Raw genomic sequence first — 24,036 nt, forward strand, 5'->3', positions numbered from 1 at the left:
GTTTATTCCCCTTCGCCGAACTTGTCGGCGATCAGCGCGAGGATGGCATCCATGGCCGCCTGCTCGTCATTCCCGTTGGTCTCGACCTCGACGGTACTGCCCAGGCCGGCGGCCAGCATCATCACGCCCATGATGCTTTTGGCGTTGACGCGGCGCTCGCCCTTGCTCATCCAGACTTCGCAGCCGAAGCTGCCGGCGAGTTTGGTGAGCTTGGCGGAGGCGCGGGCGTGCAGGCCCAGCTTATTGCTGATGGTCGTGCTGGTCTTGATCATGGTTTCGGCGTACCTGGTTCTGCGGTGCGGTGATGGCCACCTGCATCACGCCCTGTGTGGCCCCGATGAGGGCGCGCGCCACCAGGGCGTCGAGGGACTCGTGCCGGTAGGAGATGGTGCGCAGCAGCATGGGCAGGTTGATGCCGGTGATGAGTTTGGAATGAACGCCGTCGACAAGTTTTTGCGCGACGTTGCAGGGCGTGGCGCCGAACACGTCGGCCAGCACCAGTGCATGCGAGGTGCCCAGTTGCGCCAGCATGATGCGCGCCTGGGCCAGGGTTTCCTCGGGCGGCATGTTGGGCTGGACGTCCAGCGCGGCGACGCCGGGGGCGTTGTCGGGGAATACATGCAGCACGCACTGGCGCAGGGCGGAGGCCAGCGGGGCGTGGGCGATGATAAAAATGCCGTTCATGGGTTTGCGGGTTCCACTGAATTATCGGCGCGGACACTGAGGAAATACCCATATGAGGCGATACAACAACACAATAACACCGCCATGGCCGCCTGGAAACTGGCCACCTGCCCCAGGCCCAGGGCCGCAAACACGTCGATCAGCAGGCCTATGCCCCACTGCACCACGAACACGCCGGCAAAAATCATCAGGTTGTAGGCCGACAGCGCCCGGCCCGCCAGCGCGGGCTTGAAAGCCATGCCCACCGCCGGCTGCGCCAGGCCCATCACGCTGCAGCCCATGCAGAACAGGGCCCAGCCCAGCCAGCCGGTGGATGTGCCGGCCGCGATGTTGAAGGCCAGCACCGCGATGCTGACCGGCACGCCCCAGGTGATCAGCCGGGTCGCCGACCAGCCATGGCGCGCCAGCCAGGGATTGACCATGCCCCAGCTCCAGAAGGTCACCAGCATGGTGGCATTGATAGAGAAGAGGCCGGTGGCGGCCTGCAGCGGCGTATAACCTGCCACCTTGACCATCCAGGGACCGGCCCACAAGGTCTGCACCGCGACCAGCCCGCCGTAGTTGAAAAAGGCCATGGGCGTCATTTTGCGGAAATAGCGGCTGCGCCAGATGGGCGCATAGCCGGTCTCAGCCTCGGCTTCAGCCGGCGCACCCGGCGCGCTGGAGCTGCTCAGCTTCCAGGTCGGCACCACCCAGGCAATGGCCATCATGCACAGCAAAATCATGGCCGCCAGGATCCAGAACAGCGGCCGCCAGCCCGTGACCGGCATCAGCCACTGCACCGGCAGGGTCGAGGCCAGCATGCCCAGCGAGCCCGTCATCAGCATCCAGGAATTGGCGCGCAGCACCGTGCCCGGCTCGAACCAGCGGCGGTAACCCGTGAGCGGCGCCATCAGGCAGGCGCTCACGCCCATGCCCACCAGCACACGCGCGGCCAGCAGCCAGGCAAAGCTGGTCGCCAGCGAAAACGCCAGGCAGCCCAGCACCGCCAGGCTTAAAAAACTGAGGATCACACGCTTGGGGCCATGGCGGTCCAGCCAGGTGCCGAGCGGCAGCTGCGTCGCGGCAAAACCCAGGAAGTAGCCGCCCGCCAGCAAGCCCAGGTCACGCGCATGCAGTGAGAAATCCTGTGTCAGCACCGGCGACAAGGTGGCCGTGATGGCCCGCACCAGCGCCGAACAGAAATAGGCCGCGGCAAAAGCCAGGAAGACAATAGCGCCGGTCCAGGCGTCCAGCCGGCCGGGCTCGGACGCGGCGGATGATGCCCTGTGCGCGGCGGACAAAGAGGTTTCGGCGGTCGTCATTCGACTCATTCGAATTTAAGGCTGGAGAAAAAGGTCTCGGCGACTTCGGGCGCGATGCGGTCGGCATACAGCACCACCTGGAAGGCCTGCGCGCCCTGGGCAAAGTAAGCCGCCTGCCCGCTCACCGCCGTGCCGTCGGCGCGCTGGCCCTGTGCCTTGACCAGGATGGCATCAGCCGCCCCGGGCAGCTTGAGCGGCGAGACCTGTGCCGGCCCGGCCTTCATGTTGGCCAGCGTAAGGTTTTGCCACTGCGCGAGCACAGGCCCGGCCTGGGCCGCATCGCCCAGTTGCACCACTGCCACGGCAAAGGTGGCGCCGCCCGCATCGCAGCCCAGCATGGACAGCGGCGTCGCCGGCCCGCCCAGGGGCACGTTTTTTTGCGCCTTGTCTGGCTTGCAGGGCAGCAGCAGCGCCAGGCGCGTGCCCTCGGGCCGCACTTCGCGCCAGTTCAGGGTGGGGCTGCAGGCCGCGAGCAGGGCCGTGGCAATCAAAAGAGCCAAGGAGGGCCGCGGCAAGGAGCGTATAGCGGCCCCGGAAATCATAAGCATGCCTTGGACTTTACAGGGATTCCCGCCTGGAGGCGGCGTTTTGCACCGCTTTGGCGCGCAAAAAGCATCCAGCCTTGCACCAAGCTGGGCACCTTGCTTGCTCATGCCTGGCATATGCCCAGAACCCCTATCGAAGAAGTTCAGGACTTCGCGCCATGATGCGGGCCCGCCATCGCGGCCGTCTGAATTGGGCCCTGGCTTGGTAAGCTTGGTCATGGTCAATTTCAAAACACACTCGTTCATGGCGGCAATGCTGCTATGCGCCGCAAGCCCTGTCTGGGCTTTGGAGCTGCAGAACCAGAACTTCAGCGACGATGAAATTTTCTCGGCTGTCGTCAACCGGTTCAAGAAGCCGCTTCAACATCGGTTCAACCCTGCCGCTACGGGCGAGCGAAAACCTTTGCTGGTGCTGGGCCCCGCGCTGAAATTCGGCAAAAAAATCCAATCCCAATCATTTACCCACCTGACGCAGCAGGAGCTGGTTGAGCAGCAACAGGCGGTTTTTATCTTGATAGAAAAATCGGGGCGAGATGCCGAGCGAAACACACTCTATGTGGACTACGACATTCCGAGCAATGCGTCTTATGGCGTGCTGAAGGTTTACCCCAAGGATGGCGTGCTGGTGGCTGAATCCCATGACAGCTACCGGTCATCCTCGGGCGCAAGGGCCACTTATGGCAAGTTGTACAAGGGTGTGGCCTGCCAGGACAACACCGAAATGGCCTATCGCTGGAACTATTACGCACGCAATGGCTTAGGCGGGCGTTGCGCCGGCACCCTATTTACTGAATTTACGGACTAGGAGCCTGTTAACCCGCTACTCCGCAATCTTGCGTAGGCCAGGTCGCGAAGCTAACGCAAGCTGAAGGACAAAAGGATGCCTTTCAAACGCCGCGAGTTTCTTGCCGCGATGTTTCCAGTCGCCACCCAGTTGACCGGGTGCGGGAGCCTGCAGCTTATGGCCGAATCTGCCGAACCGCCGCCAGCAGTTCAGGCTCACCCAACACTGCTTGCCAGCGAAACCGATTGGTCTTCCCTGCCTGATCGATGCAAAGCCGACCCTGATCTTGCCCGTTTCACCGCAGCACTGCTGGCACGCGCCCGCACCGACATCGCCCTGCCTCCTCTAGCGCACAAACTCGAGGACGGCCGCCTGCTGGGTGTCTCGCGCGAGTTCATTCGCCGAAGCCTGCAGTGGGCTTTCGCTTACCGCGTGACAAGGGAGCGGGTTTTCCTGGACCGCGCCCGGCAGGAAATGCTCGCCGTCGCTGCATTCAGTGACTGGCATCCGGATCCCTTCCTGGACCTCGCCGAGATGACCACGGGCATGGCCATTTCCTACAGCTGGCTTTTCAACGATCTGTCGGCCACTGACCGCGCCACCCTGCGCGCCGCGATTGTCGACAAGGGCATTGCCCAGGCGCGCAACGGCCACAAAACGTTCAGGTCCACCAACAACTGGAACCAGGTTTGCATTGGCAGCATGGTCCTGGGGGCGCTGGCCGTGGAGGAAGATGAGCCCGCACTGGCTATCGACCTTCTCGCGGCGGCGCGCCAAGGCGTATTTATCGGGCTGAATGCCTATCGGCCGGATGGGATCTACCCGGAGGGGCCGGACTACTGGAGCTATGGAAGCAGCTACACGGTGATGCTGGCCGCCGCACTCCGCGACACCAGGGACGACGGCTGGGGCTTGCTCGATGCGCCTGGATTCAAGCGCAGTGCGGAGTTCTATGCACACGCCATCGGCCCGTCCGGGAAGTATTTCAATTTTGCCGACGGCAACGAGACGCAGGGCCTGCCATGCGCCATCGTCTACATGGCCCGTGAACTGGATCAGCCCGCGCTGTTGACGGCCAAGCGCCAGATGATCCGCAACGGGCAGGGCCTGTCTGACCGCTTCGCGCCCCTCTCGGTGTTGTGGTGGCCCACAAGAACCGCGGCAAATACCGCGCCCACCCGTTTCTCGGGCCAGGGGGCGCAGCCGCTCGCCATCTGGCGTTCATCATGGTCCGACCCGGACGCGTGGTGGTTCGCCATCAAGGCGGGCGGCGCGGCGCACAGCCATGGGCACATGGATGCGGGCAGTTTCGTGCTCGACCTGGATGGCCTGCGATGGGCCAAAGACCTCGGCGCGCAGGACTACGGCAGCCTGGAATCACGCGGCATCGACCTGTGGAACATGAGACGGGAGTCAACACGCTGGCAGGTCTTCAGGCTGTCAGCTGAAGCGCACAACACACTGACGCTGGGCGGCCAGGCGCACAGTGTGCGCGGCATGGCCACGCTGCGCATGGTTGACGAGCGCGAAGCCTTGATAGACCTGACCGCAGCGCTGTTGCCGGGCCAGGTCACGCGCGCCACCCGCCGCGCCCGTTTCCTGGGCGATGCGGTGCAACTTGACGACGAGCTTTTCGGCGCCCGTCCGGGCAGCACAGTCCGGTGGGCGATGGCCACCGAGGCGGAGGTCAGGCTGGAAGGCCATACCGCGTTTCTGACGCAAAAAGGCAAACGCCTGGCCGTGCAGTTTGAAGGCGACGCAATCCAGCTGGACGTGCTCGATATCTCGGCGCCCCGCCGCGACTTCGACCAGCCGAATCCCAACGTTCGCCAGTTGGTGGTGTCCGGAAAGCCCAGGGCAGACGGCAGCTGGAAACTGGGGGCCCGCTTTTCGCGGGGCTAGACGCTATTGCGGTTTTCGCACCGCCCTGGCGCACTGTGCAGGCCAGGGCCTGCACCAAGCTGGGCACGCGGCTTGCTAATGCAGTGCATGTTTGAAGACATCGCCATTCCGGTTATGCCCGTCACAGCGACCACGCCGGTGACGCCGCCCACCCACCTTCCCGGCGTCAACCAGCCGCTCTGGCGCGACCGGCTGTCGCAACTGCTGGAATCCACCGGAGAGGGCATCTTCGGCATCGACATGGACGGCTGCTGCACCTTCATCAACCGCGCCGGCGCCGAGCAACTGGGTTATGAAGCGGAGCAGGTGCTGGGCCGCAACATGCACGAACTCGCGCACCACTCGCACGCCGGCGGCGCGCATTACCCCGAGCAGCTGTGCCCCATCTTCAACGCCTTCCGCAAGGCCCTGCCCTGCCGCATCGACACCGAACTGTTCTGGCGCAAAAACGGCAGCGCCTTCGCGGTCGAGTATTCCTCTTACCCCATCGTCGAAGGCGGCGTGGTGCAGGGCGCGGTGGTCACCTTTGTCGACATCTCGGCGCGCCGCCAGGCCGAAGATGCCTTGCGCCAGGCCCATGCGGTGCTGGAGCAGCGCGTCAGCGAACGCACCCATGCGCTCTCGGAAGCGCTGCAGCACCTGCGCGAACTCACCGCCTACACCCACACGGTGCGCGAGGAAGAACGCACCCGCATCGCGCGCGAGGTGCACGACGAACTCGGCAGCCTGCTGGTGGCCCTCAAGATGGACGTGGGCTGGCTGGACAAGCGCCTGGGCGAGCAGCAGCAGCGCGAACCCGAAGCGGCCCAGGCCATGCGCGACACCATGCGCCACAAATGCCAGAACATGGGCCGGCTGATCGAAAGCGCCGTCGACAACGTGGGCCGCATCATCACCGACCTGCGCCCCAGCATCCTGGACCACCAGGGACTCTGGGCCGCGCTCGACTGGCAGGCGCACGAGTTCGTGCAGTCGGCCGAACTGGCGCTGGACTGGCAGATGGACGTGGCCGGCGCCGCGCCCCTGCCCGAGCCGGGGTCCATCGCCATCTTCCGCATCTTCCAGGAAATGCTCAGCAACGTGGGCCGGCATGCCGCCGCCAGCGAAGTCGCCATCCGCATCCACGCCGATGCGGCCGGCATCAGCATCGCGGTGCAGGACAACGGCCGCGGCGCCGAAGCCGCCGCCTTTGAAGCGGCCGATGCCTATGGCGTGATGGGCATGCGCGAACGCGCGCGGCATCTGGGTGGCAGCCTGGAGATCAGCAGCGAACCCGGCTGCGGCTCGCTTTTCCACCTGCGCATCGCGCTGCCGGCCGCAGCCGCCACCCCGCCATGAACATGCTCAAAATCCTGATCGGCGACGACCACCGCATCGTGCGCGAGGGCCTGAAGCAGGTGCTGGCCGACGCCCCTGAAATCGAGGTCGTGGCCGAAGCCGAAACCGGCCCCGACGTCCTGCTGCGCGTCGAAGCCCTGGGCGGCGACAAGGGCCTGGACGCGGTGCTGCTGGACATCGCCCTGCCCGACCGCGACGGCCTGGACGTGCTGCAGGCCCTGAAAAAAAGCTGGCCGCGCCTGCCGGTGCTGATGCTCAGCACCTATCCCGAAAAACAATACGCCGTGCGCTGCATCAAGCTGGGCGCGGCCGGCTACCTGAACAAAAGCGCGAATCCCGACGACATGATCGCGGCGGTGCGCAAGGTGGCCGGCGGCGGAATTTATGTGTCGGCGATTGCCGCCGAGGCCCTGGCCAGCGCCATGGGCGGCAGCGCCGCCGGCAGCGGCAGCGGCGGCACCGAATCGCTGTCGCACCGCGAGCACCAGGTGTTCCGCCTGCTCACGGCTGGCAAGTCCGTGGGCGAAATTGGTGCGCAGCTGGGCCTGGCAGCCAACACCGTGAGCACCTACCGCGCGCGCATCCTCGAAAAAACCGGCACCCGCAACGACGTGGAACTCGCGCTGTATGCCGAGCGCCACGCCAAAACGCCGAATTTGTAGGGCTGGCCCTACAGCGCTTAGGGCGGGGCCCGGCGATTTGCGGCGGCGATGCCGCAAACCGCGCCCACAGGCCCGCGCCTTGCATGGAAACCTGCATCTTTGCCAAAGGGGTTTGCCATGTCCAACCGTTTCGATGCCTATGATGCCGACCGTCCACTGATGCTGCGCTGCGCCTGCGGCGAAAACCACGCGCCCGGTGAACACGGCAGCGCCGCCGACAACCCGCAGGAACTCTCGCACGGCTTTATGGAAGCCAGCCTGGTGAAAGCGCTGTTCCCGATCGACAGCGTGCGCCGCGGCTTTCTGCGCGCGGTGGGCGCCAACACGGCGCGCGCCGCCATTGCCTCGGTGCTGCCGCTGGGCGCGCTGCAAGCCATGGCGCAGGAGCGCAAGTCGCTGGAGAAGAAGGACCTCAAGATAGGCTTCATCGCCATCACCTGCGCCAGCCCGCTGATCATGGCCGACCCGCTGGGCTTCTACAAAAAAGAAGGCCTCAACGTGCAGCTCAACAAGACCGCCGGCTGGGCGCTGATACGCGACAAGATGATCAACAAGGAGCATGACGCTTCGCACTTCCTGTCGCCCATGCCGCTGGCCATGACCATGGGCCTGGGCTCCAACCAGGTCAACATGAATGTCGCCAGCATCCAGAACACCAACGGCCAGGCCATCACGCTGCACGTCAAGCACAAGAACAACCGCGACCCGAAAAACTGGAAGGGCTTCAAGTTCGCGATCCCGTTTGAGTACAGCATGCACAACTTCCTGCTGCGCTATTACCTGGCCGAGAACGGCTTGAACCCCGACACCGACGTTCAGCTGCGCGTGGTGCCGCCGCCCGAGATGGTGGCCAACCTGCGCGCCGGCAACATCGACGGCTTCCTGGGCCCCGACCCTTTCAACCAGCGCGCGGTGTATGACGAAGTCGGTTTCATCCACATCCTGTCGAAAGAAATCTGGGACGGCCATCCCTGCTGCGCCTTCGGTGTCAGCGATGAATTCATCAAGCAGAACCCCAACACCTTTGCCGCGCTCTACCGCGCGGTGCTGGGCGCCTCCTTCATGGCCAGCCAGCCCAAGGACCGCGACCTGATCGCCAAGGTCATCGCGCCCACGCAATACCTGAACCAGCCCGAGGCCGTGCTGCAGCAGGTGCTGACCGGCAAGTTCGCCGACGGCCTGGGCAACATCCGCAACGTGCCGGACCGCGCCAACTTCGACCCCGTGCCCTGGCAGAGCATGGCGGTGTGGATGCTCACGCAAATGAAACGCTGGGGTTATGTGAAGGGCGAAGTCAATTACAAACAGATCGCCGAGAAGGTCTTCATGCTGACCGACGCCAAGAAACAGATGGCGCTGGCCGGCTTCAAGCCGCCTGAAGGTGCGTACAAAAAGTTCAAGATCATGGGCAAGGAATTCGACCCAGCAAAACCTGAAGACTACGTCAAGAGCTTCACCATCAACAAGCTCTCATGAAGTCCCTGAACCTCAAGGCGGGCCTGGTCTCGCTGCTGATCTTCCTGGCTTTTCTCGCCATCTGGTACACGGCCACCTTGCCCGCACCCGGCACGGTCGCGGCCAGCACCGCGGGCCTGAGCGCCGAGCAGATCGAGTACCAGAAGATGATGGGCAAGGACCCGGGCAGCACCAAGACCACCGGCTTCCCCACGCTGGGCCAGATGGGCACGGCCATCTGGAAGCAGGTCTCCAATCCGCTCTACGACAACGGCCCCAATGACAAGGGCATCCTGATCCAACTGGGCCATTCGCTGGCGCGTGTGGGCCTGGGCTTTTTGCTGGCCTGCGCGGTCGCCGTGCCGTTGGGTTTTGTGATCGGCATGTCGCCGCTGCTGCGCCGGGCCTTCGACCCCTTCATCCAGGTGCTCAAGCCGATCTCTCCATTAGCCTGGATGCCGCTGGCGCTTTACACCATCAAGGACTCGTCGATCTCGGGCATCTTTGTGATCTTTATCTGCTCGGTCTGGCCCATGCTGATCAACACCGCCTTTGGTGTGGCCTCGGTCAAGCGCGAATGGCTTAACGTGGCCAGCACGCTGGAAGTCAGCCCCCTGCGCAAGGCCTTCCAGGTCATCCTGCCGGCGGCCGCGCCCACTATCCTGACCGGCATGCGCATCTCCATGGGCATCGCCTGGCTGGTGATCGTCGCCGCCGAGATGCTGGTGGGCGGCACCGGCATCGGCTATTTCGTCTGGAACGAGTGGAACAACCTCTCGCTCACCAATGTGATCTTCGCCATCCTGGTCATAGGCATTGTCGGCATGCTGCTGGACCTGGCGTTTGCGCAACTCCAAAAAGTGGTGACTTATGTGGAGTGATTCCATAGCAAGAACCGCACTAGAGCCGCTCACAAAGCCCAGCGAAGCGGTCCTGGCTAGGCGCGTCGCCGCAGACAGTACACCAGTACGGCAAGGCGGCGCAACAACGCCAGGAGGGCTTTTTGAGGGGCGCCCTCCAAAGAAGGAACACAGCATGCAGGGATTTCTCAAGATCGAGGGGCTTAGCAAAAGCTTCACGCCGGGCCGGCCGGTGTTTGCCGATGTGTCCTTCACTATCAGCAAGGGCGAGTTTGTCTGCATCATCGGCCACTCGGGCTGCGGCAAGACCACCATCCTCAATGTGCTGGCCGGGCTGGACAGCGCGAGCGCCGGCCATGTCTTTATGGACAACCGCGAGATAGGCGGCCCCAGCCTGGAGCGCGGCGTGGTCTTCCAGAGCCACGCCCTCATGCCCTGGCTCACGGTGCGCAAGAACATCGCCTTCGCCGTGGTCTCGCGCTGGCCCGACTGGACCTCGGCGCAGGTCAATACCCATGTCGAGAAATTCGTCGCCATGGTCGGCCTCTCGGCCGCCATCGACAAAAAACCCTCGCAGCTCTCGGGCGGCATGAAACAGCGCGTGGGCATTGCCCGTGCCTTCGCGATACAGCCCAAGATGCTGCTGTTAGACGAACCCTTTGGCGCCCTCGACGCCTTGACCCGCGGCACCATCCAGGACGAACTGATGGCCATCGTGCGCGAGACACAGCAGACGGTCTTCATGATCACGCATGACGTCGACGAGGCCATCCTGCTGGCCGACCGCATCCTCTTGATGAGCAACGGAACCGACAACGACGGCGTCTACGCGCCAGGCCGCATCGCCGAAGAAGTCGTCAATCCGCTGCCCAGGGAACGCACCCGCGCCGGCCTGCACCACCTGCCCGGTTATTACGAGCTGCGCAACCACATCGTCGATTTCCTGGTCACGCGCGCCAAGGCGCATTGACTATTCCATTTCTTTTTTAAACCACCTCAAACACAGGAGCCAAAAACCATGAACCGCAACGACATCACCGAAAAAATCATCACCGTCAAAGTCAGCAAAGGCATCACCTGGGAATCCGTTGCCAAGAAAGTCGGCCTCAGCAAGGAATGGGTCACCGCGGGCTGCCTGGGCCAGATGACCTTCGACGCCAAGCAGGCGAAAGTGATCGGCAAGATTTTTGGTTTGACGGCCGAAGAACAAAAATGGCTGCAGGTTGTGCCCTACAAGGGCTCGCTGCCCACGCCCGTTCCCACCGACCCGCTGATCTACCGCTGGTATGAAATCGTCAGCGTGTATGGAACGACCATCAAGGAGCTGATCCACGAAGAATTCGGCGACGGCATCATGAGCGCCATCGACTTTTCCATGGACATCGTGCGACAACCGGACCCCAAGGGGGATCGGGTCAATGTGGTGTTGTCGGGGAAGTTCTTGCCGTACAAGACTTATTAGGCTACTGGCTAAGCCTACAAGTCATGGGATATAGCGAAATAAACGAGAGGGGCTAGCCGGCACGGCGCCCCCTCAATTCCCGCATTGATTCTGAAGCACGTGGATTTAGCGCCCAGGTAGCGTGAAGCTCCAGCATTCCGCGCGTGGCGTATAGAGACAACTTGCTTCGGTTGCTCGGCAGAAGCGTTCCTGGAAGCCCCTCGTGCAAGAGTGAAGTGTCGGCGTGCGGCGGTGTAATAACTATCCAGAAATAGAAGCCGTATATCGCAACAAGACGAAGCTTTGCACCTGGGAGGGGGGTTTCGGGCATTTCCACCCGAGCACAACGTATAGAGACTGCTGGAATTTCCTTTGCCGTCTCGCTTCCAGGCGACCAGTTTGGATTCGGCGATGAATGAATTAGTTCGAGTCGAATCTGTACATCTGTAGGCAGTTCACCGCCGTTGAGCATGAACTCGACGTGCTTAGAAAGCACCTCAACATCTGACTCGTTCATCCTTGCTGAGTTGTATGAGATTTTAAGGAGCCAACGCAGGAGCACCTCGTAGTTATAGATGAAAGTTCTGGGTTTTCGTCGAATGGCCGGACGACTGAACTGAGCATCGAACAAGTCGCAGATGTATGCGTCAAGTGCGCTGAGTGGCCCGTTGTTGCAGACAGAACAAACATCCTTGATCGTAAGTTCGGCGTCAATGAACTTTTCGAGCTTGCCAAGGTAACTGGTATTGATACCTTTAGCGCGCTTGATGATGCCACCGGGCCAAATGTGCTCTTTAGTAAGGGGGCCGGGTTTCATGCAATATGCACAGACGCGCGAGGCGCTCATTTTTTGCGCCTGTCAACGTCGATGGCAACTATGAACTGTAGTTTGGCGAAGCAAGCTAATAAGGCTTTCGAATTGACTGCTTGGCAAGTTGTCTTGATGGATAAATTCATCTTTAGATCTCTCTCCACAAGCAACGAAAGTGCACTACACAAGAAAGAAAGTGCTAGATGGCAAATTTCGCACTCAAAGCGGCCAACCTTGCCTCATGAACCTCTGGCAAGCGCTTAGCGAGCCAGATTAAGACTTGCCACAATTTCATTTGCCCTAAGGACCAAACGACAAGCCCGAAATGCTCATCACCCTCAAACCGTTTCACGATGGCTTTCGCCTGAGCCACCGTCAGTTCGCGTCCGAGCTTGGCCAACACGTAACAATATGAGATGCCATCGACTCTTTCAAGCTCCCCGACGGTTTCAGGCGCAACTTCTGCCAATCGGAGGTATAGACGAGACCGCATCCATCCCGCCGACAAAGCCGGCATAAGGTCCCATCGCATTACAAGCAGATGCTCTGATGGGAGCAGCTTGATAAGCAACAACGCAGACTCAGGGTCTCGATACATCTCCCACGTGGACAAGAGTAGTTCGGCCTGGACCCATCCCACTGCATTGGCCGCCTTGTAACCGCGACGTCGGACCCCGACATAGCGGGAAGAAAAGAATCCAGCCTGGATTCGCTCCTGCTCTTTACGAGGCAAAGTTGGGTGCAGAGAAGAAAGACAGTAGCCCAGGCCTTGCCTGGCACGAGCGTCTGCCGAAGAGAGGTCCTGCAGCAGGGTCTCCGTCAACTGGAGATGCTCGGCACATATCTCATGTGCCGCATCGCTCACGACTTTTCGGAGTAGCGCATCTCGTAGCTTAGAGGACTTTCCCGCCTCGATACGAAGAAGATCGATAGCCTCATGCGGAGAAAGACAATGGACACACGCACGGAAAAGGCCAAAATCATCGATGACAGAAATGGACACTGCAAGTCCACGGAGATACGAGCCGCGGTCGCCTTGAGTGTTTTCCATACCGGCTACGCCCCCTCAGACACATAAGCGATGAAGGCTTTACCCATCTCCGTAGTGCGTGACTCCACCATGCCATTACCCGTCATAGTGACATTGAGAAACTGGCCTTGATGGATCAGTCCTCGGGCTTGAAGGTCGCGAACGATTTGCTCGCAGATCTCGCGCCTACCGCGAACTGCGGGAAGGCAGTGTTCAACAACGGCCGACACGCCACCCATACCCCAACCGGGATACGGAATCTGATGCTGTTCCATCCAACGAACAGGGCCATTGAGTACTGCAAGCATTACCAAATGCAATGGCGTAAGTTCGTCAACAAACTGCAGAAACATTAATTGAAGCTGCTCGTCCGGTCCGCCCGGGAGTCCGGCATGAAGAATCGCACCCCTCAATGCACTGATCTTCTCATCTTGATGGTTGCGCAGTGCAATTTGTGTTGATTGAAGAGCAATAGTGATGAAAAGCTCGTTTTTCGATAGCTTCTCGACGGAGAGATCTTCAACTCGCTGCTCCAACTGCGAAACAACTTCGGCAAGTTGTTTGAACCACTTCTCTTTTCGCCGTTCGATAGGAGGGGAAAACAACGTCTCAAGCAGCACGGACAGTGGCCCACCTGCCGTCGGTACGGCACTCGCGATACTTTTCACTATCGCATGGACGGTATCGCCCGTCGTTTTTTTTGGAGGGTTTTCCATCCCTAATCCTAAGTCGTCGCGCTAGGCAAGAACGCGCAGCTTCATCCGTTGGAGCCTTCTATACCGATGGCAATTGCCGCCGAGATGGGGCCAGATCTTTCCGAGAATAGGCTTCGCATGGTGTTCTGGTCTTCCGTATTGATGATTTTTCCTTCTTTACAGCCAAGAACCAGATCAGCTACGAAATGATCAAGACGCCAGCCTGCCATATGACGACTGCTGCCCGTCAGTCCGTGCATATCTTGGAACGAAGGAGTAAACGTCGGTGACTTGCCTACCATTTTCTGCGCAACTAACGCTGCGGGCACTACGCGAGTTCCCGCGTTGCCTGCGCCGATCAACTTAGGTTTTGACGTCAAGGGGGTTTGCACTTCGAATGGGACTTCCCATGGGTTGTAGAGCAAATAATGCACCGGAATATTCCGCGTTCTTTCAAACTCGGCAATTGCACTGGTCTGGTGATCCCCAGCCTGCAGAGACTTATATCTGGATGACTGTGAAAAACGAAATGTAGTTGGACTGGATAGCGCAACCGTGATCTCATCGGAAGGCAAAAGCCTACCGAATCCTATGTGATAGTCGTCAATGGTATCGGGCGTTACCGTGCCACCGCTGGACGGGAAGAGACGCTTAGACTGCAGAAGAGCGACTTTCTTTGCACATACACGACCACCGATTCGAACAAAGACGAGGAGACCAATATCTGCAACTTCCCATGAGTGAAAGTGTCGTCGACCTCCCAAAAAATGGGTATCGATGCGAACAGTCCAGTTCGGGGCCACCAATGAGGGCGACGAAAAAGCCGCAAGTCGATCGATCAGCGCCATATCCAGGGCGGTTTCGTGAACATTTGGTACTCGTGCAATTCGAAGACTCAACTCTTTATCGCATGTGCGAAAGACCCTGCGAACATATGCGACGACCTCTTGAGGTAGTGGTGGGATCACGTTTTTCCGCACTCTGAAGTTGGAAGCAAAGAGCGCCTTGCAACTTGGTTATGCCTCATGTGAAGAATGCTTTCGCCTGCGAATCTCCAACGCGCGCCGGGAGTCCTTTTGCCTTGGCCATGTCTCTCACTAGGCTTTTGTAGTCGCTCTTGTTCCCCTTACAGAAAAACTTCACATGATTCAGCGCTTCTGAATAAGCGCTAAAGATTTGGAGTTTTCCACCGTTGGCTCCGGTTTCGTAGGGGTCACACGCATCGCACCACCAATGCGGGACTATGTTGTCCAGATAGACGCTGAGGCGAGTCGCGGTATTCGTGCAGTTACGACCCCAGCACTTCGTGGTGTACAGCTTCTTATCGAATTTCTGGACGAGATGCTTAGCCTCGCTTTTCATGGCGAGAAGAGGTCCCGTGGGAGTTTGACCGAGGAGCCAATGAACATAAGCCGGCTCCTTCAGAACAACCTCCTCCATCGACTTGCCTTTGTGTATGCCAACTAACGCTTGCATAGCCCCCTCCCTTATGCATAACTTGCACAGCAATGCCTTCGCAGAATCTCGCAACTACGGCTTGAGTTAGCCACGCGATCCTCTAAAGCAGTCAGCCCTACCAGCTTTTTGAGGATTGCCTGAACCTACATAGCGAGGAACCAAGCAATCCATCAGCATTTGACAAAAAATTTTAGTCCCCTATCGAGTTCAGTCCATCCTCCGATCGGAGGAGTACGTCGTCTTTTTTTTCGCCGTACACGAGATATCGATTGATTCAGCGCGCGGTCTCGAGTCTCAACGCGCCTTGGCTTGGCGTCGGCGCGCCGCGAGCTTAGCCAATATTGCTCATAATTCGTCGCTAGAGCTTGGTTGGGTCGCCAAACGTCTTATTGAGTCGCGCCGCTTCCTTGGCAAGGCGGCGCGACAAAGCGACGTTGACCTCATCACCCTCGTGAAATTCTCTCGTCGCCATTTCGTACTTGCCGCCGGGCTTTAGCAACGGGTCCATCTCGCGAAGGCGTTGACCCCGCCAGAAGCCGAACAGCACGCGGCTTTCTTCAGCACGAATGAGCAGCACTGGCCCGTTCGACAGATAGACCAGGTGGCCCCATTTGATGGCTTCGTCCAGCGCGATGCTGCCGCACAGGACGGTCGCACGCAACTGCTCAACCGTGACACGCTGCCAGCCGAACAGCGCGGCCATATAAGCATCTGGACTAGCAGCGGGGATGTTTTTCTTCATCATGGCAAAGGTTGGGGCCTTGTGTAGATCAGGCGCATCTTATGTCCACCAAGAATTCTTCGATTGCATCTTGAGCGCGATTGACCTCAATATGGATGTCGTGCGTCAGCCGGACCGCAAGGGGAGTTAAGCCTTATCTGACGGCCGAAATAACGCGAAAAGCTTTCGACGAAGATCTTCATCACAAAAATCTTCCATATCGAGCATTCGAATCAAGGCTTCCACCTGCTCTTCACTTCTGTGCTGGTACGCTAAGAGGCGCTTCAACTTTTGCTTCGGAAGATATCGGCCAATGTATTGGTAAGGGTTAATGTCTTTTCGCGCACGCGTGAGCACCAGGTTCCACTCGAACTTCTTACTTAGTCCTTCGTACAGCCTCTTGTGCTCAAGATATGTACCTACAACGCCTGAATACTCGTCGAGAACAGCCCCCTTGTGCCAGGCGTAGAACTTCTCAACATACTCTCGGTAGCCGGCGAACAGCTCGTAGACATCCATGGTGTCTTTTGATTGATCGATAAACTCTCTTGCCTTTGAAGTCCAACCACTCCACGCGAGCAGCTCCTCCTTCGTTACTTGAAATCGAGCCTCTCGCTTCTTCTCTTGAAAGTCATGTGTAATCTGCCAATTTGTTTGAGCGATTCGCCAATGAGTGTTGTAGTTGCGGAAGCACTGCAGAAACTCATGAAGGCCGGGAACTGAAAACTCCTCTTTCAACCTCTCGTCGTACTTCGCGACGGGCGTTTGTCGTTGAAAGTTGCGTGCGTGGTCCACGAGGGTCATTAGCGCTGACGTGCAGTTGAATAGTTTTCGCTTCACCGCACGTGTATGAGACTCCGCTTCGTCAGCATTTGCTGTGTGCCAGAACATCTGATACTTGCTTCGGTCACCGAACAAGCAAATTTCATCAAGCAGATCTGTCACGCTGAAGTGAAAGATCCAGACCGTCTCATCAAGTTCTTCCAAGCGACGCCATAGCCGTCCTCCATCGGTATCTTCGATCGCCGATCGTGCCTCTGTGAAATTGTCAAAGAGGGCCTTTTGGATCGCATCACGGGTCCACGGCTGGGGAATTGCGTCGAGGTAACGAGTCATGAGACCTAACTTTGATGTATCCCAAAAACTGCGCGCCAACATGGCGTCGTGCGAAATGGCAGGGTCTTGAGCCTCTAACATTTTTCATGAGAAACAGCAGATTACATCAACCTTCCGTGAAAGCACACAGGTATATTGAATTCGACAAAGTCGCCGATGATCTCGGCGCGTTATACACCGCCCGCTCCGATGTAAAGGCAAAATGCCACACATGAACTCCCTAAGCGGCATCCGCATCCTCGACCTCTCCCGCGTGCTCGCGGGCCCCTGGTGCACCCAGACTTTGGCCGACCTGGGCGCCGACGTGATCAAGATCGAGCGGCCGGGCAGCGGCGACGACACGCGGACCTGGGGGCCGCCGTTTTTGAAAGACGCGCAGGGCGCGGACACCGAGGCGGCTTATTACCTGGGCACCAACCGCAACAAGCGCTCGGTGACCTGCGACATTGCCCAGCCCGCCGGCCAGGCGCTGGTGCGGGAGCTGGCGGTGCACTGCGATGTGTTTGTGGAGAACTTCAAGGTCGGTGACATGGCGCGTTATGGGCTGGACTATGCCTCCCTCAAAGCCATCAACCCGCGCCTGGTGTACTGCTCGGTGACCGGTTTCGGCCAGAACGGGCCTTATGCCGACCGCGCGGGCTATGACTACGCGATCCAGGGCATGGGCGGACTGATGAGCGTGACGGGCGAGCGCGACGACCTGGGCGGCGGGCCGCAGAAGGTGGGCGTGGCGGTGGCGGATTTGATGACGGGCATGTATGCGACGGTGGCGATACTCGCCGCGCTGCGCCATGCCGAAAAAACCGGAGAGGGCCAGCAGGTGGACATGGCGCTGCTGGACACGCAGGTGGCCATGCTGGCCAACCTGGGCGCCAACTACCTGGTCAGCGGCAAGGCGCCGGGCCGGGCCGGCAATGCGCACCAGAACATCGTGCCCTACCAGGTGTTTGAAGTCGCGCCTGCAGCCGATGGCAGCAAGGATCATCTGATTCTGGCGGTGGGCAATGACTCGCAGTATGCGAAGTTCTGCGCGGTGGCGAATATCCCTGAACTCGCAACCAACCCGCTGTTCGCGAAGAACCGCGACCGCGTGCTGAACCGCGGCCAGCTGGTGCCGATATTGGAAGCCGTGATGAAAACGCGCGGCAAGGCCGACTGGCTGGCGGCGCTGGAGGCGGCGAAAGTGCCTTGCGGCGCGATCAACAGCCTGGCGGAAGTGTTTGCCGACCCGCAGATAGCGGCGCGCGGCATGGTGACCGAGTGGACGCACCCGGTGAAGGACGACTTGAAGCTGGTCTCCAGCCCGATTCGCATGAGCGCGACGCCGGTGCGCACCGACCTGCCGCCGCCGCTGCTGGGCCAGCACACCGATGAGGTGCTGCGCGAACTGCTGAACTATTCCGACGCCAAGCTGTCGGAGTTAAAGGGCGGCAAGACAATTTGACGCGGCAAGTCCGCACAAAAACCTGATGCAAATACCTGATTCAAAGAGGTGACGCGATGAAACACAATTTTGTTCTGGTGCACGGTGCCTGGCATGGCGGCTGGTGCTGGCGGCGGGTGGCGCAGGTGCTGCAGCTGGACCACCACAAGGCTTTTGCGGTGACGCTGACGGGCCTGGGCGAGCGGGCGCATCTGCTGTCGCCGGCCATCAACCTCGATACCCACATCAACGACGTGATCAATTTGATCGAAGCGGAAGAGCTCCACGAGGTGACGCTGGCGGTGCATTCCTACGCGGGCATGATAGGCACGGCCGTGGCCGACCGCATGGGCGGGCGCCTCAAGCACCTGGTGTATGTCGATGCCGTGGTGCCGCAGCCGGGCGAAAGCTGGAGCAGCACACACGACGCGGCCACGCAGCAAAAGCGCATGGCGGGGGCGCAAGCCACAGCCAATTTCAGTTTTGCGCCGCCCGACCCGGAAGTGTTCGGCCTGCAGGGCGCGGACCACGACTGGGTGCAGCGCCGACAGACGCCGCACCCAGGCAACACCTACCAGGCGCCGCTGGATTTTGACGTGAAGCGCGTGGCGGCGGTGCCGCGCACCTTTGTGAGTTGCATAGCACCGGCGCTGGCGACCATTACGCCCAGCCGGCTGCGCGCGCGGGACCCGGCCTTCTGGGACGGCGCCTGGCTGCCGAATTCACGGGTGGTGGAACTGGCCACCGGCCATGACCCCATGGTGACCGAGCCGGCAGCGCTGGCGCACATCCTGCTGGAGTGCGCTGAATGAAGGCGGTGGGCCGGCGCGGTTTTACGGCGGCGCTGGCGGGCAGCCTGGCCTGGCCGCTGCAGGCCCAAGCCAAGGACAGCGCCCTGCCGGTGCCGGCCTCGCTGCCGGAGGCGGCCGGGCTGGCCGCCGCACGCGGCGAACCGCTGGTGCTGCTGGTCACCCTGCCCGGCTGCCCTTATTGCGAACTGGTGCGGCGCAATTACCTGCTGCCCGCGCGCAAGGAGACCGGGCTGGAGGCCTGGCAGCTCAACGTCACCGACAGCCACACGCCGCTGACGGGCTTTGACGGCAAGGCCACGACCGCGGCCGCGCAGGCCCGGACCTGGAAGGCGACTTTCACGCCCACGGTGCTCTTCCTGGGCCCGCAGGGGCAGAAGCTGGCCGAGCCGCTGGTGGGCGCGGCGATCCCGGATTTTTACGGAGCCTACCTGGACGAGCGACTGCTGCTGGCGCGCCGGGCGGTGGTGGCGCTGCGCTAGGGCCTGATAACGCCATGACGGACGCCGGGTCGCTGCAGGCCGCTATCCATGAGGAGGTGACGCTGCGGGCTTACGACCCGCGCTGGCCCGGCCTGTTCGAGGCCGAGCGCGAGCGGTTGCTGTCGCTGTTTCCCGATGATTTCATCGCCATTGAGCACATAGGCAGCACGGCCGTGCCGGGGCTGGTCGCCAAGCCGGTGATCGACATCCTGGCTGGTGTGGCCTCGATGGCGGCGGCCAGGGCGTTGGTGGCGCCGCTGTGCACGCAAGGCTATACGGCCTCCGCCGAATTTAATGCCACGCTGGTAAACCGCCAATGGCTGATGCGCTGGGCGAACGGGCACCGCACGCACCACCTGCACCTGGTGGTGCATGGCGGCGGGGTGTGGGCGCAGCGCCTGCGTTTTCGCGATGCGCTGAGGGCGGATGCCGCGCTGGCGGCGCGTTATGCGGCGCTCAAGGCCGACCTGGCGACCCGGTTCCCGAGCGACCGCGAGGCCTATACCGAGGGCAAGGCCGCGTTTGTGCGTTCGGTGTGTGAAGGCTGAACGCCACCCTACTAGCTACTATTAAGCCGCTGAATCAACCCGCTGGACCTGTACTGGATGACGGATTCGCGCTTGGCAACTGCGGCTTCGGTGGTAAATTCAAACCGTTCAAGCAGGAGAGCGCTGCCCCCAGGGGGCGGCCACCGAAGGCGCAAACTTCCATAATCGCTCAGGTCCCGTACTGCCCGGAAACACACAGCCGTCTGGAGAGACGCCGCATGCAAGGTGCGGCGCACCGAAGGAGCAAGGCCGTTGCGAAAGCAGCGGCTGAATCTCTCAGGTACCAAGGACAGTGGAAGCGGCCGCAAGCCTGTAATGGCCTGGCGGTTGCCATGATTCTTCTTTGACTCAAGCACCTCCAAGGCATTGCGCTTGCGCAACAGCCATTTCTGCTTGAAAAAAGGAATCGCCATGAAAGTCATGGTTTTGGGTGCGGGTGTCACGGGGGTCACGACGGCCTGGTATCTGGCGCAGCGCGGGCATGAGGTCACGGTGATTGAGCGGCGCGGCGCGGCCGCGATGGAAACCAGCTTTGCCAACGGCGGGCAGATTTCCGTGAGCCACGCGGAGCCCTGGGCCAACCCGGGCGCGCCGCTCAAGGTGCTGCAGTGGCTGGCGCGGGAAGACGCGCCGCTGCTGTTCCGGCTGCGGGCCGATGTGAACCAGTGGCTGTGGGGCCTGGAGTTTTTGCGCAACTGCACGCCGGCGCGCACCGCGCAAAACATCCGGCAGATCGTGAACCTGGGCATGTACAGCCGCGGCGCGCTGCAAAAACTGCGCGCCGAACTGGGCCTGCAGTACGACGCGAAGACCCAAGGCATCCTGCACTTCTACACCAGCCAGGCCGAGTACGACGCGGCGCAGGAGCCGGCGCGCATCATGCGCGAGCACGGCTGCGAACTGGACATGAAAACCGCCGACGAATGTGTGGCGATTGAGCCCGCGCTGGCGCAGTGCCGCGCCAGCATTGTGGGCGGCAGCATGACGCCCAGCGACGAGTCGGGCGACGCGCAGGCTTTTACCACCGCACTGGCCGCGCGCTGCGAGCAGGCAGGCGTGAAGTTTCTCTACAACACCAACATCCTGGATGTGCTGGCCAGCGGCGGGCAACTGGACGGCGTGCTGGTCGCCGGGGGCCACGGCGAGGCGGGCGGGCGCGTCGAGATGCTGAAGGCCGATGCCTATGTGATGTGCCTGGGCGCCTTCAGCGCGCCATGGGCGAAGCGGCTGGGACAGAGCCTGCGCATCTACCCGGCCAAGGGTTATTCGGTGACGCTGCCGGTGATCAACGAGGCGGCTTCCTACCAGGTGAGCCTGACGGACGACGAGTACAAGCTGGTGTTCTCGCGCTTCGGCAATCGCCTGCGCATCGCGGGCACGGCGGAACTCAACGGCTACAACACCGAGCTGAACCTGGTGCGCTGCAATGCCATCGTGCGCCGCGTGAAGCAGCTCTTCCCGGAGATGACGGACGGCGAAGGCGCGCAGTTCTGGACCGGGCTGCGGCCGGCGACGCCTAGCAACGTGCCTTACATCGGCAAGAGCAAAACCTCCAATCTGTTCCTCAACACGGGCCACGGCACGCTGGGCTGGACGCATGCCTGCGGCTCGGGCGCGGCGATTGCCGACATCGTGAGCGGGCGTGTGCCGGAAGTGGATTTTGCGTTCACCGGCATGCAATCGCCGGGCCGCCCTATGGCCCTGCCGGGCATGGCGAAGGCCTGAGGGCGGGCGCCCATGCAGCGTTTGAACGGACACGGTAATATCGCCCTCCGTTCATTCGCCGCCTGCCGCCATGACATCACCCACCACCACGCCGCCCGACGGCCTTCCCGCCTACCGCCTCCTCACGGGCCCGGATGACGCGAGTTTCTGCCACCGGGTCAGCGAGATGCTGGCGCTGGGCTACGAGCTTTACGGCTCGCCGACGGCGACCTTCAATGGCGAGAGGGTGATCGTGGCGCAGGCGCTGCTCTGGCCTTCGGTTCGGAGCGACAAGCCATGAGCGCTCCCTTGAATACCGCCACCCTGCAGGCGATGGCGAACTTCCCGAACCAGCTCGAGCAGTTTTACGCGGCCATTCCCGAAAGCCACAGCGACTGGACGCCTTCGTCGTGGGAGGGCATCCCGAGCGAGACCTTTTCGGCGCTGGGCCAGGTCTGCCATGTCAGGGACATCGAGATCGACGGCTACCATGTGCGGCTCCAGCGCACGCTTACCGAGACGAACCCGGTGCTGGCATCGCTGGATGGCTATGAGCTTGAGAAGGAGCGCCATTACGCAGCAGCCGACGCGCGGGAAGCCCTGGCGGCGTTCCGGGCGGCCCGCCTCAAAACGATGGCGATGCTGTCGGCTGTCACGCCGCTGCAGCTGGACCGCACGGCGGAATTCGAAGGCTACGGCGCCCTGACCTTGCGCAGCCTGGTGCACTACCTGTGCAGCCACGACCAGCAGCACCTGGCCGGCCTGCAGTGGCTGCTCGGCAAGATTGACGCGTCGCGCGCCGCGAGCGCCGGGCGAAATTTGTAACACCGGCCTTATCAGGAAAAGGGCTTTTCGCGCTACCTTGGTGCGCCCTTTTTCGGCGAAAAAACCACGGATCGCCCGGGGTATTCCCGCTTTATGTCCCTTCAGCGTCAGTCGGCTTGTAAGTAAAAGTTAACTTGGGCGCACACTGCTTGTACGGCTTCGTGGCCGTGCTGTCCGCGGTTGCGGTTCAAGCAATAACTTTTGGGATGAACGACATGATGACGGTTTATTGGCGTAATGCGGCGGTGCTGGCCGGCACAGCCCTGGCTCTGGGTTCCACCGTGGCGCAGACCGAGAACCCGCGTCCCCCCAAAACAAAAGCTGCCGCCGCGCCGGCAGCCGAAAAGTTTTCAGGCCCGCGCGAAAAAATGGTGGTGGCCATGCCCAAAACCTACGGCAAGACCGAAACCATGGCCTTGTGGGGCGACTACTTCAGCCACCTGTCGCGCTGCGCCAATGTGGAACTGCAGAACGCCCAGGGCGACTCGCTGGAGCGCACCAGCAACGTGGACATCCTGGGCGAGAAGGAGCTGATCGAGGCGCTTTCGACCGGCAAGGCCCAGATCGGGCAAGTGAACCCCGGCCTGGCCGCGCAGATGGTGACCGCCGGGCAGGCCGCGCCTTTCGCGGTGCCGGGCAACAAGGCGACGGGCCAGCGCAATTCCTACAAGCTGATCCTGATCACGCGCATCGACAGCCCGTACCGGGAACCCAGGGACCTGGTGGGCAAGAAGATCGCGCACACCACGCCGACCTCCAATTCGGGCAATCTGGCGCCGCGCGCGCTGTTCCCGGCCCTGGGCCTGACGCCGGACAAGGACTACGAGGTGGTTTTCTCCAACGGCCACGAGCGCTCGGTGACCGGCGTGATGCACGGCTTTTACCCCGCCGCGGCGGTGGCCAGCGATTTGTACCAGCGCATGGTCGTGAAGGGCGACGTCAAGGGGTCGAGCATACGCACGATCTGGGAAAGCCCGCCTTTCATGACGGAAACCTGGACCATGAACAAAGAGGTGTCGCCGGAGCTGCAGGCCCGGGTCAAGAAGTGCTCGTTCAGCTACAGCTTCTCGCCCACGCTGAAGAAGCAGCTGCCCGGCAACGACACTTTCCTGCCGATCAATTTCGACCGCGACTTCGCGACGGTGATGCAGGTCTACCGCTCCACGCAAAAGAAGTAGAGCCAGAAGTAGAGCCCCCACGCTCCCCCACTTCGTGTGGGTCGCTGCCCCCCGAGGGGGCCGCCCGCCTGTGGCCCGGCAAAGCCGGTTCCACGGCTCATGCTGGCTTGAAGAGCCCAACTCAACCGCTGCATTCGGCCCAGCAGGGGCCGCGGAACCGGCTTTGCCGGGCCGCTAGCGCCGTCCCCTGCAAGGGGAAAAGGGCTACACGAAGTGAGCCCGATAGGGGTGTGCCAATCTTTCGGCTTTGCCGGCCCCAGG

General features: G+C 61.3%; 27 protein-coding genes and 1 riboswitch. Of the genes, 16 read left to right on the plus strand and 11 right to left on the minus strand.

What is annotated here, in order from left to right:
* Positions 1 to 2: 2 nt before the first annotated feature.
* From AC1D1F_RS13885 to AC1D1F_RS13900, 4 genes are read right to left on the minus strand one after another with little or no spacing between them, the layout of a single operon-like run.
* Positions 3 to 272 (minus strand): HPr family phosphocarrier protein, encoded by a 270-nt coding sequence (locus tag AC1D1F_RS13885; protein WP_477675943.1) that lies wholly within the window; start codon positions 270 to 272, stop codon positions 3 to 5.
* Positions 241 to 684 carry a PTS sugar transporter subunit IIA gene (locus tag AC1D1F_RS13890; protein WP_436155839.1) on the minus strand — a complete coding sequence of 148 codons (444 nt, stop codon included), beginning with the start codon at positions 682 to 684 and terminating at the stop codon, positions 241 to 243. Before AC1D1F_RS13890 ends, AC1D1F_RS13885 begins: the two co-directional genes overlap by 32 nt.
* Positions 681 to 1,988 carry an MFS transporter gene (locus AC1D1F_RS13895; protein WP_477675944.1) on the minus strand — a complete coding sequence of 436 codons (1,308 nt, stop codon included), beginning with the start codon at positions 1,986 to 1,988 and terminating at the stop codon, positions 681 to 683. The genes AC1D1F_RS13890 and AC1D1F_RS13895 overlap by 4 nt, the downstream gene beginning before the upstream one ends.
* Before the next feature lie 5 nt (positions 1,989 to 1,993).
* Positions 1,994 to 2,488: a hypothetical protein gene (locus tag AC1D1F_RS13900; protein ID WP_477675945.1), complete on the minus strand. Its 495-nt coding sequence runs from the start codon at positions 2,486 to 2,488 to the stop codon at positions 1,994 to 1,996.
* A gap of 262 nt (positions 2,489 to 2,750) precedes the next feature.
* Here AC1D1F_RS13900 and AC1D1F_RS13905 point away from each other — a divergent pair, with 262 nt between their 5' ends.
* The 8 genes from AC1D1F_RS13905 to cynS all read left to right on the plus strand — a co-directional run bounded on the left by AC1D1F_RS13905 (position 2,751) and on the right by cynS (position 10,996).
* Entirely contained in the window at positions 2,751 to 3,338 is a 588-nt protein-coding gene (locus AC1D1F_RS13905; protein ID WP_477675946.1) for a hypothetical protein, read from the plus strand.
* Between the two features lie 75 nt (positions 3,339 to 3,413).
* Complete coding sequence (locus AC1D1F_RS13910; RefSeq protein ID WP_477696806.1) at positions 3,414 to 5,219, plus strand: heparinase II/III domain-containing protein; 1,806 nt, start codon at positions 3,414 to 3,416, stop codon at positions 5,217 to 5,219.
* 114 nt (positions 5,220 to 5,333) lie between these two features.
* Positions 5,334 to 6,557 (plus strand): sensor histidine kinase, encoded by a 1,224-nt coding sequence (locus AC1D1F_RS13915; protein WP_477696807.1) that lies wholly within the window; start codon positions 5,334 to 5,336, stop codon positions 6,555 to 6,557.
* Positions 6,554 to 7,219: a response regulator gene (locus AC1D1F_RS13920; RefSeq protein WP_477678240.1), complete on the plus strand. Its 666-nt coding sequence runs from the start codon at positions 6,554 to 6,556 to the stop codon at positions 7,217 to 7,219. Before AC1D1F_RS13915 ends, AC1D1F_RS13920 begins: the two co-directional genes overlap by 4 nt.
* Before the next feature lie 117 nt (positions 7,220 to 7,336).
* Complete coding sequence (locus AC1D1F_RS13925) at positions 7,337 to 8,695, plus strand: CmpA/NrtA family ABC transporter substrate-binding protein (RefSeq protein WP_477696808.1); 1,359 nt, start codon at positions 7,337 to 7,339, stop codon at positions 8,693 to 8,695.
* Positions 8,692 to 9,555, plus strand: a complete 864-nt coding sequence (gene ntrB, locus AC1D1F_RS13930) for a nitrate ABC transporter permease (protein ID WP_477678242.1) — start codon at positions 8,692 to 8,694, stop codon at positions 9,553 to 9,555. The genes AC1D1F_RS13925 and ntrB overlap by 4 nt, the downstream gene beginning before the upstream one ends.
* 154 nt (positions 9,556 to 9,709) lie before the next feature.
* Positions 9,710 to 10,504 (plus strand): ABC transporter ATP-binding protein, encoded by a 795-nt coding sequence (locus AC1D1F_RS13935; protein WP_477678243.1) that lies wholly within the window; start codon positions 9,710 to 9,712, stop codon positions 10,502 to 10,504.
* Positions 10,505 to 10,552: 48 nt separating this feature from the next.
* Entirely contained in the window at positions 10,553 to 10,996 is a 444-nt protein-coding gene (gene cynS, locus AC1D1F_RS13940) for a cyanase (protein ID WP_477648254.1), read from the plus strand.
* Between the two features lie 52 nt (positions 10,997 to 11,048).
* Here the strand turns inward: cynS and AC1D1F_RS13945 are convergent, their stop codons facing one another.
* The 7 genes from AC1D1F_RS13945 to AC1D1F_RS13975 form a co-directional block, all read right to left on the minus strand.
* Complete coding sequence (locus AC1D1F_RS13945; protein WP_477678244.1) at positions 11,049 to 11,822, minus strand: hypothetical protein; 774 nt, start codon at positions 11,820 to 11,822, stop codon at positions 11,049 to 11,051.
* A gap of 163 nt (positions 11,823 to 11,985) precedes the next feature.
* The gene (locus AC1D1F_RS13950; RefSeq protein WP_477696809.1) at positions 11,986 to 12,837 is read right to left on the minus strand and encodes a hypothetical protein; all 852 of its coding nucleotides are present in this window, start codon (positions 12,835 to 12,837) and stop codon (positions 11,986 to 11,988) included.
* A gap of 5 nt (positions 12,838 to 12,842) precedes the next feature.
* The gene (locus AC1D1F_RS13955; RefSeq protein ID WP_477696810.1) at positions 12,843 to 13,532 is read right to left on the minus strand and encodes a hypothetical protein; all 690 of its coding nucleotides are present in this window, start codon (positions 13,530 to 13,532) and stop codon (positions 12,843 to 12,845) included.
* Between the two features lie 41 nt (positions 13,533 to 13,573).
* Entirely contained in the window at positions 13,574 to 14,359 is a 786-nt protein-coding gene (locus AC1D1F_RS13960; protein WP_477696811.1) for a hypothetical protein, read from the minus strand.
* A gap of 175 nt (positions 14,360 to 14,534) precedes the next feature.
* On the minus strand, positions 14,535 to 14,987 hold the full coding sequence (locus AC1D1F_RS13965; protein ID WP_477679402.1) for a hypothetical protein: 453 nt from the start codon (positions 14,985 to 14,987) through the stop codon (positions 14,535 to 14,537).
* Positions 14,988 to 15,327: 340 nt separating this feature from the next.
* Positions 15,328 to 15,711, minus strand: a complete 384-nt coding sequence (locus AC1D1F_RS13970) for a DUF1801 domain-containing protein (protein WP_477700755.1) — start codon at positions 15,709 to 15,711, stop codon at positions 15,328 to 15,330.
* A 126-nt stretch (positions 15,712 to 15,837) separates the two neighbouring features.
* Entirely contained in the window at positions 15,838 to 16,806 is a 969-nt protein-coding gene (locus tag AC1D1F_RS13975; protein ID WP_477676919.1) for a hypothetical protein, read from the minus strand.
* Positions 16,807 to 17,017: 211 nt separating this feature from the next.
* On the opposite strand from AC1D1F_RS13975, the gene AC1D1F_RS13980 reads away from it, so the two are divergent.
* From AC1D1F_RS13980 to phnD, 8 genes are all read left to right on the plus strand, one after another.
* Positions 17,018 to 18,250 (plus strand): CaiB/BaiF CoA transferase family protein, encoded by a 1,233-nt coding sequence (locus tag AC1D1F_RS13980; RefSeq protein ID WP_477700756.1) that lies wholly within the window; start codon positions 17,018 to 17,020, stop codon positions 18,248 to 18,250.
* Between the two features lie 56 nt (positions 18,251 to 18,306).
* On the plus strand, positions 18,307 to 19,041 hold the full coding sequence (locus AC1D1F_RS13985) for an alpha/beta fold hydrolase (protein ID WP_477676918.1): 735 nt from the start codon (positions 18,307 to 18,309) through the stop codon (positions 19,039 to 19,041).
* Positions 19,038 to 19,520, plus strand: coding sequence for a thioredoxin domain-containing protein (locus tag AC1D1F_RS13990; protein WP_477676917.1), 483 nt, complete (start codon positions 19,038 to 19,040; stop codon positions 19,518 to 19,520). The genes AC1D1F_RS13985 and AC1D1F_RS13990 overlap by 4 nt, the downstream gene beginning before the upstream one ends.
* A 14-nt stretch (positions 19,521 to 19,534) precedes the next feature.
* Positions 19,535 to 20,068 carry a GrpB family protein gene (locus AC1D1F_RS13995; protein WP_477676916.1) on the plus strand — a complete coding sequence of 178 codons (534 nt, stop codon included), beginning with the start codon at positions 19,535 to 19,537 and terminating at the stop codon, positions 20,066 to 20,068.
* A 193-nt stretch (positions 20,069 to 20,261) separates the two neighbouring features.
* Positions 20,262 to 20,370, plus strand: a riboswitch (glycine riboswitch).
* Positions 20,371 to 20,479: 109 nt separating this feature from the next.
* Complete coding sequence (locus AC1D1F_RS14000) at positions 20,480 to 21,793, plus strand: D-amino acid dehydrogenase (RefSeq protein WP_477697092.1); 1,314 nt, start codon at positions 20,480 to 20,482, stop codon at positions 21,791 to 21,793.
* A 70-nt stretch (positions 21,794 to 21,863) separates the two neighbouring features.
* Positions 21,864 to 22,073 (plus strand): DUF1737 domain-containing protein, encoded by a 210-nt coding sequence (locus AC1D1F_RS14005; protein WP_477676914.1) that lies wholly within the window; start codon positions 21,864 to 21,866, stop codon positions 22,071 to 22,073.
* Positions 22,070 to 22,597, plus strand: a complete 528-nt coding sequence (locus tag AC1D1F_RS14010) for a DinB family protein (protein ID WP_477676913.1) — start codon at positions 22,070 to 22,072, stop codon at positions 22,595 to 22,597. Before AC1D1F_RS14005 ends, AC1D1F_RS14010 begins: the two co-directional genes overlap by 4 nt.
* A gap of 215 nt (positions 22,598 to 22,812) precedes the next feature.
* Positions 22,813 to 23,775, plus strand: coding sequence for a phosphate/phosphite/phosphonate ABC transporter substrate-binding protein (gene phnD / locus AC1D1F_RS14015; RefSeq protein ID WP_477697091.1), 963 nt, complete (start codon positions 22,813 to 22,815; stop codon positions 23,773 to 23,775).
* Positions 23,776 to 24,036: the final 261 nt, after the last annotated feature.

The organism is Polaromonas sp. P1_H6 (assembly GCF_056405195.1).